This window comes from Clostridia bacterium (genome assembly GCA_036562685.1).
Classification (GTDB): Bacteria; Bacillota; Clostridia; order Christensenellales; family DUVY01; genus DUVY01.
Map to the genome: position 1 here is coordinate 1 of DATCJR010000198.1, position 8,015 is coordinate 8,015.

At 35.3% G+C, this 8,015-nt stretch carries 8 protein-coding genes and 1 pseudogene; 5 read left to right on the plus strand and 4 right to left on the minus strand.

Going from position 1 to position 8,015, the window contains the following annotated elements; all coding sequences use genetic code 11:
• Positions 1 to 474 (minus strand): purine-nucleoside phosphorylase (locus tag VIL26_08590; GenBank protein ID HEY8390983.1); only part of this gene is annotated, 474 nt, incomplete at its 3' end.
• Between the two features lie 145 nt (positions 475 to 619).
• On the opposite strand from VIL26_08590, the gene VIL26_08595 reads away from it, so the two are divergent.
• Positions 620 to 1,396 (plus strand): YwaF family protein, encoded by a 777-nt coding sequence (locus VIL26_08595; protein HEY8390984.1) that lies wholly within the window; start codon positions 620 to 622, stop codon positions 1,394 to 1,396.
• 73 nt (positions 1,397 to 1,469) lie between these two features.
• Here the strand turns inward: VIL26_08595 and VIL26_08600 are convergent, their stop codons facing one another.
• The 3 genes and pseudogenes from VIL26_08600 to ugpC all read right to left on the minus strand — a co-directional run bounded on the left by VIL26_08600 (position 1,470) and on the right by ugpC (position 3,708).
• The gene (locus VIL26_08600) at positions 1,470 to 1,637 is read right to left on the minus strand and encodes a TFIIB-type zinc ribbon-containing protein (GenBank protein ID HEY8390985.1); all 168 of its coding nucleotides are present in this window, start codon (positions 1,635 to 1,637) and stop codon (positions 1,470 to 1,472) included.
• A gap of 109 nt (positions 1,638 to 1,746) precedes the next feature.
• The gene (locus VIL26_08605) at positions 1,747 to 2,391 is read right to left on the minus strand and encodes a TOBE domain-containing protein (GenBank protein HEY8390986.1); all 645 of its coding nucleotides are present in this window, start codon (positions 2,389 to 2,391) and stop codon (positions 1,747 to 1,749) included.
• A gap of 204 nt (positions 2,392 to 2,595) precedes the next feature.
• Positions 2,596 to 3,708: pseudogene (ugpC, locus tag VIL26_08610) on the minus strand (sn-glycerol-3-phosphate ABC transporter ATP-binding protein UgpC).
• A 217-nt stretch (positions 3,709 to 3,925) separates the two neighbouring features.
• Between ugpC and argC the strand changes: the two are divergent.
• Genes argC through argF form a run of 4 tightly spaced genes read left to right on the plus strand, consistent with a single transcriptional unit; the run spans position 3,926 to position 7,993 of the window.
• Entirely contained in the window at positions 3,926 to 4,939 is a 1,014-nt protein-coding gene (gene argC, locus VIL26_08615; protein HEY8390987.1) for an N-acetyl-gamma-glutamyl-phosphate reductase, read from the plus strand.
• 11 nt (positions 4,940 to 4,950) lie between these two features.
• Positions 4,951 to 5,853: an acetylglutamate kinase gene (gene argB, locus VIL26_08620; protein ID HEY8390988.1), complete on the plus strand. Its 903-nt coding sequence runs from the start codon at positions 4,951 to 4,953 to the stop codon at positions 5,851 to 5,853.
• Positions 5,850 to 7,049, plus strand: coding sequence for an aspartate aminotransferase family protein (locus VIL26_08625; protein HEY8390989.1), 1,200 nt, complete (start codon positions 5,850 to 5,852; stop codon positions 7,047 to 7,049). Before argB ends, VIL26_08625 begins: the two co-directional genes overlap by 4 nt.
• A complete protein-coding gene (argF, locus tag VIL26_08630; protein HEY8390990.1) occupies positions 7,049 to 7,993 on the plus strand; it encodes an ornithine carbamoyltransferase in 945 nt (314 codons plus the stop codon). The genes VIL26_08625 and argF overlap by 1 nt, the downstream gene beginning before the upstream one ends.
• Positions 7,994 to 8,015 lie beyond the last annotated feature (22 nt).

Consider the following 8,015-nt stretch of genomic DNA (forward strand, 5'->3'; position numbering starts at 1 on the left):
AGCGTCATACATATATGTCATATCCGGGAAACGAATTCCAAAGCTGTCATCGTTTTTTCCTATAAGCGGAGAAGGCACATTAAACAAAATATGGTCTTTTATTAGCATTATTTCACCAGGTGTAAAAGTTATGCCACCTGAAGCATTGGTCAATATAATGTTTTTTACGCCCATTAAATGCATAAGTCTTATCGGAATTACAGCTTTTTGAGTTGAGTTTCCTTCATAATAATGTACTCTACCCTGTAAAATATAACAAGGAGTTTTATCAAAATACCCGGCTATAAGTTTTCCTTTATGGTCGTTTACAGTAGGCGTAGGAAAATCAGGTATATCCTTATAATTAATTTCGGCCTTTTTTTCAAAATATTTGTCTGCAATATCATTAAGGCCCGAACCAAGCACTATTGCAGTATTGGCAGTAAAATCAATATGTTTTTTTAAAAACTTCAATGAATGCAAATAATCACTCATTTGTCTAATCCTTTGGTCGTATTAATTATATAAAGTTATTATATCATATATGTTTTCTTTTCATATACCAATATTTACAACTTAATATTATATTGTTTGACAATATAAAGATTTAAAGTTAAACTATATAAAAAGGAGTAGGTTTGTGAATTTGAATAATATTCTTTCTATTGATTTTAAAGAAATTGGATATTTTTCCTTTCAGCATCTTGTTACACTTTTTCTTTTGTTTGCAGTTATTGTTGTCATGCTATGTATAAGCAACAGGTTTTTCCCAAAATCTACACTGTTGCAAATAAGAATATTATGTATAATTGCATGGATAGCAGAAGCAACTAAGATTTTGGTTACCTATGCGATCGGAGATCTTTCATGGAAAAATGGACTTCCGATTTATTTTTGCAGTTTGTTTTTGTATTCTTCAATATTTGCAGGATTTTCAAAAAAGCCTGCCCTCAAACTTATAGGTAATTCTAGCTTGATGAGCGGAGTAGTTGCTGGATTTTTTGGAATGCTCTATTCTCCCGCGTTGAAATATTATCCTGTTTATCACTTTTTGGGGATACATACCCTTGTATTCCATGCAGTAATGATTTATTGCGGATTGTTGGTATTGACAACAGAACATTATATTCCAAAGATAAAGGATATTCTTTATTCTACTATTTTGTTATTGTCATTAACGGTAGCTGCAATCATAGCCAATAAAGCTTTTGATGCCAATTATATGTTTATAGAAGTGCCTTTGGCTGGTGCTCCGACTTATATCATAGTTCAGATTTTTGGCGAATTACTATACTCTCCCGTAGTGGTACTTGGTCAATTATTCTTGCCGTTCTTAATAATGTTTGGACTTTATAAATTAGTAACTAATTTTCAAAGAAAACGCACTTCACAAAAAGCTCACGCTGAAAATGTCTAATAAAATTTCTTGATATTATAAAAAAACACCGCCTCTAAACAGGCGGTGTTTTTAATGTTTTGCCAATAGTTAATTAAAAATCATCATCTTTTTGTATCTTAGCATCAAAAACCTGACCGCAATCTGTACACAGATACAAGTCATCTTCATATGAGGTTAACACTACTTCGGATGAGCCGCAATTAGGACAAATAATATCCTTATTTTCAATTATGTCATCATAATCCTGTTCTATTCCCATAAACGCTCCTCCTTTTCTTAATTATACCATATTTCGATAGATTATAAAATACCAAATAAAAAAGACTGTCCCTAAATAAAAAGGGACAGTCTTAAAATTAATTATCTAATTATTCAGCAACTTCTGTTTGAACAGGTGCAGCTACTTCCATAAGGCTTTTGCCTTCACTGTCAAACAATTCAAAGTTTTCTGACTTAACACCAAGTTTAACCTTAGCGCCAACAGGAACATTAAAGTCAGGTGAAACTCTTGCAAAGAATGCTTCGCCAGAGCCTTCTAACTGTACCAAAACAATTGCTTCTGTTCCTGTATTGTCAACTGCGCGTACAACACCTTTGAATACGTTTTTAGCTGCTGCAACTTGCGCCTTGTTGAATACTACATTCTTAGGATTAATCTTAACAGCAACCTTAGTACCTACAGCGTTTTGTGCAACCTTAACATATTCAGGATAAACAACTTTCTTGCCTGCAACGGTTACGGTGTAAATAGTATTTCCTTTTGTTACAGCGCCTACTTCGCCTTCAAATTCGTTATAAACAGGAACTTCTAATGAGCTTGATGCTCTAGCGCCAGTAGCAGGATCAAAGAATACTATTTCGTCAACCTTAACAGCAAGTTTAACCTTGCTCTTACCGCTGATTGCAACATCGGGAGCAGTTCTTACTGCAAACAAGTCTTTCTTTCCGTCAATCTTGAGATATACGTTTTTATAAACTTCTGCATCTTCTACAAAATCAACTTCAGCTTCCATTACGAAATCTTGAGTTTCATCTGTAACGAGATATGCACTTTCAGGCTTAATTCCTAATAAAGCTTCACCCTTTGCTAATTCAGGATTGAGTAGAAGTTTAGCTGAGCCTTCACCAAATTCAATAACGTTGTTGCCAAACTTAGCTGACAATTTGCCGTCTTTTTCGCTAAGTTGTGCAGTTATGAAATTGTATTGAGGAACGCCCAAAATAGAAAGTTCTGTTTCAGGATCGAACATATGGATGTGATTAGCATCAATAGCAAGTTTAACAACATCGCCAGCTGAAGCTTGAGTTCTTGCATCAACTCTTGCTACTGTGTAATCTTCTTTTCCGTCAACCTTGGTGTACATGATTGTTTCGTTACCAAGTTTTTCAATAACATCAATTTCAGCAGAAATAACTGTCTTAGGAGAAGAAGCAATGAAGATTTCTTCATCATGAATATCTTCAGGTCTTACACCAAATACAACATCTTTGCCGATATATGATTCATCTGTAAGAAGTTTTGATTTTGATTCGGGTAATTCGATTGTGTTATTTCCAAACTTAACAATCAAATTCTTGCCGCTTCTTTCAAGCTTTGCCTTGAACAAGTTCATTTGAGGTGTACCAATAAAGGTAGCTACGAACATATTGCAAGGTCTGTCAAACAAGTTTTGAGGAGTATCGCATTGTTGAATAAGACCGTCTTTCATAACAACGATACGAGTACCCATTGTCATAGCTTCTGTCTGGTCATGGGTAACGTAAATAAATGTTGTAGCCAGTCTGTTATGTAATTTTGTAATTTCTGTTCTCATTTGAACACGAAGTTTTGCGTCCAAGTTTGACAGAGGTTCATCCAACAAGAAAACCTTAGGTTCACGAACGATAGCACGACCTAATGCAACACGCTGTCTTTGTCCACCTGACAAAGCCTTAGGTTTACGGCTAAGGAGTTCTGTGATTCCCAAAATCTTAGCTGCTTCTTTAACTCTTGAATCAATTTCTGCAGCGGGCATTTTACGAAGTCTAAGACCAAATGCCATGTTATCATAAACTGTCATGTGAGGATACAAAGCGTAGTTCTGGAAAACCATTGCTATGTCACGATCTTTAGGTTCAACATCGTTAACTAAACGACCATCGATATAAAGTTCACCATCGGATATTTCTTCAAGTCCTGCAATCATTCTAAGTGTGGTAGATTTTCCGCAACCAGAAGGACCTACAAGAACTATAAATTCTTTATCCTGTATCTCCAAGTTGAAATCACTAACAGCTTTTACGCCGCCCTGATATATCTTGTAGATATGTCTTAATGATACACTTGCCATTTTTTCCTCCAAATATATTATTTGCTATGCTAATATAATACAACATTACAGGACAAATTAACATCTGTATTCTAAACAAAATTTAATTTTTAAATTATCTAAATTGCACAAAAAATATAGAAATAACATATTAATTAAAACGCTTATAAATTTATATACAATTAGTTGCATAATTATTCATTTTATATTATAATTTGAATAATCAAGGAGAATATATATGATTAATGTTGGAATACTTGGTGCCAATGGTTATACAGGCGCCGAACTTATGAAAATCTTGTCCAAACACAAAGAAACTGACATAAAAATATTATCAAGCCGAAGTGAGCAAGGAAAAAAGGTTACCGAAGTGTATCCTAATCTAACTCAGCTAAAAGATAAGGTTTTTAGCGAACCTGATCTTGAAGAATTATCCAAAATGGATGTCGTTTTCTCTTGTTTGCCCCATGCTGCGAGCAGTGAATTATGTTCCAAACTATATTATAAAGGCGTCAAGATTATTGATTTGTCTGCTGACTTTAGATACAAAAGTCTGGATATTTATCAAAATACATATAAGGTTAATCATGCAGCGCCCGAATTATTAGACGAAGCGGTTTATGGTTTGCCCGAAATAAACCGTGAAAAAATAAAAAAGACATCTTTGGTAGGCAATCCTGGCTGTTATACTACATCAAGCATCTTACCGCTTTATCCTGTAATTAATGAAGACTTGGTAGAATCTTATGGAATAATTATCGATTCAAAAAGCGGAACGAGCGGAGCCGGCAAAAAAGCCGATATCGACCTTAATTTTACAGAAGTAAACGAGAGTTTCAAGGCTTATGGAGTTACTACTCATAGGCACACTTCAGAAATTGAAGAAGTTTTGAGTCTTAACACTCAAAAAGATGTTAAGGTTTGCTTTACACCCCACCTTCTTCCAATTAACCGCGGAATTTTGAGCACAATATACGCTCCCTTAAAAAAACATGTTGATGAAAGCGAAATTTATAACTTATATGACAAGTATTATGGCAATGAAACTTTTATTAACATCACAAAAGATTTGCCTCAAATAAAATGGATAACTAACACCAATAATGTTTTTATAGGCTTTAGATTAGACAAAAAGAACAATCTATTGATAATAATAAGCATACTTGACAATTTGGTTAAAGGTGCATCCGGTCAAGCGGTTCAGAATATGAACATTATGTTTGGTTTGGATGAAACCACGGGACTTATTTAGGAGAAAAATTTATGCAAAGCAACATTATATTTAATGACGACAATCAAGATATGCAAAAACTTATAGAAAAAGCTAATGTTCTGTGCGAAGCATTACCTTATATACATGCGCTGTCCGGAAAAACCGTAGTAATCAAATATGGCGGAAATGCTATGCAAGATGAAAACATAATCAACACCATTATGCAGGACATTGCCATGCTAAAGATTGTAGGCGTAAATCCCATATTGGTTCATGGCGGCGGCCCTGAAATAAACGCATATCTAAAATTGCTTAATATTCCTTCAAAATTTCATAACGGTTTAAGAATAACTGACAAAAACACTATGGAAGTTGTTCAAATGGTTATGAGCGGTAAGATAAACAAAGATATTACAAGCAGGCTTAATCTTTTAGGTGTAAAAGCAATTGGACTTAGCGGCAAAGACGCACAGCTTATAGAAGTTAAAAAATACAACTCTCCAGACGGAGTAGATTTAGGGTTTGTGGGCGAGATAACTAATATTAACACATCATTATTAAATAAACTTTCCAATGATGAGTTTATTCCTGTTATCGCCGGAATAGGCACTGATAAAAACGGCGAAGCTTACAATATTAATGCCGATATGGTAGCCAGCGAAATCGCAGCAAGGATCGGCGCTGAAAAATTGATATATCTTACAGATATAGACGGAATAAGAAAAGATCCTAATGATCCTTCTACCTTAATTTCTATTATCACTGCAGACGAAATCAAAAAGATGATAAACGACGGTGAAATTTCAGGGGGAATGATTCCTAAGGTTATGAGTTGCATAAAAGGAATAGAACAAGGTATTTCTAGAGTGCATATCATCAACGGAACAACACCCCACCCTATTTTATTAGAAATCTTTACCGATAAAGGTATAGGAACAATGGTGATAAAATGACTTTTGAAGATATAAAGAAAATTGATAACAAATATTATATGCCCGTTTTTAATCGTGCAGATGTATGCTTTACTCATGGGCAAGGCTGCAAGCTGTACGACATAAATAATAAAGAATATTTGGATTTTGGAGCAGGAATTGCTGTCAATTGTCTAGGGCATAACGATCCTGACCTTGTAAACGCAATTTCACAACAAGCAAAAAACATCATACACCTTAGCAATCTATATTATTCACCTCTTCAAGCAGAATGCGCAAAAGAACTTATCGAAGGCACTGATTTTGACAAGGTCTTTTTCTGCAACAGCGGTGCTGAGGCCAATGAAGGCGCCATAAAGCTGGTAAGAAAATACTATTACAATCTGGGCATCAAAAAGCCCGTTATAATTACAGCCAAAAACTCTTTTCATGGCAGAACTCTAGCTACAGCGGCAGCAACAGGTCAGTCAAAATATTCTGCGCCTTTTACCCCGTTGCCAGAAAAGTTTGTGCATGTGCCTTTTAATGATTTTAACGCAATTCAAAAAGCAGTTAACGATGAAACAGGCGCAATAATGCTTGAAGTTATTCAAGGCGAAGGCGGCGTTTTTGTCGCAGAAAAAGAATATATCACACAAGTATATCAACTTTGCAAAAAGAAAGACCTCTTGCTTATAATAGACGAAGTTCAAACAGGCATGGGGCGTACAGGCAAAATGTTTGCATACCAGCATTACGGCATTGTACCTGATATTATAACCTTAGCGAAGGGCTTGGGCGGCGGTGTTCCAATTGGAGCAATTCTTGCAAGAGGCAAATGTGCAGACGCTTTTTCCAAAGGCGATCATGGCAGTACATTTGGCGGAAACCCTTTGGCCTGCTCGGCTTCACTTGTTGTTTTGAAAAAACTAAAAAACGGTTTAATAGAACACGCCAAAAATACCGGCGAATATTTTTTGAATAAACTAAAATCACTCAAAAAATATTCAGTTGTAAAAGATGTCAGAGGTCTTGGTTTACTTATAGGACTTGAACTAGAGAATAGTGTAAAATCAAAAGAGATAATAGACAATATGTTGTCAAACTGTTATATTATTATTGGTTGCGGTAGCAATACATTAAGATTTTGCCCGCCGCTAATAATAGAAAATGAACAGATAGACAGTATGGTTGATTGTCTAGATTCTGTGTTAAAAAATATTCAAGAGGTAAAATGATGGATATCAGTCAATATCGTCCAAAAGAAAAAATTAATCATAAGCATTTGCTTAATTTGATGGATTATTCACCTGAAGAAATTTATGAAATTGTTGCTTTAAGTATAAAATTAAAGCATTTATACAAAAAAGGCATTAACAAACCCTTGCTAAAAAATAAAACTTTGGCAATGATTTTCTCAAAGTCAAGCACTCGTACTCGTGTCAGCTTTGAACAAGGAATCAGACAATTAGGCGGGCATGCATTGTTTTTATCATCGTCAGATATCCAATTAGGAAGAGGCGAAACCATACACGATACCGCAAAAACTCTCTCTCGTTATGGAATTGACGGGGTAATGATAAGAACATTTTTGCAATCTGATGTTGAAGAACTTGCTCGTTATGGAGATTTTGCTGTAATCAACGGACTTACTGATGATTTTCATCCCTGTCAAGCTCTTGCCGACATTATGACCATATATGAAATCTTTGGACATCTGGATGGATTAAAGCTTGTATTTTCTGGTGACGGCAATAATGTCGCTAACAGCTTGATTTTGGCATGCGCAAAAACAGGCGTAGAAATCGTTTGCGCCACACCAAAAGGTTATGAGCCAAACTTGAAAGTGGTCGAAGAAGCTCAAAAATACGGCAAAGTTACTATAACTGATGACCTAAATCAAGCCGCTGTCAACGCCGATGTTATCTATACAGATGTATTTTTTAGCATGGGACAGCAGCAAGACGAAAAGAAGTATAAGGCACTGATGCCCTATCAGATTAATCAAAGTATTATGCAAAAAGCAAAAAAGGAAGCTGTCTTTATGCATTGCCTGCCCGCTCATCGCGAAGAAGAAGTGACAGCTGATGTAATAGATTCGCCTGCTAGCGTAGTTTTTGAACAGGCAGAAAACAGATTGCATGTTCAAAAGGCGATCATGACACTTTTGATGAAGGACTAAATATGCTTGAAATAAAAAAGGC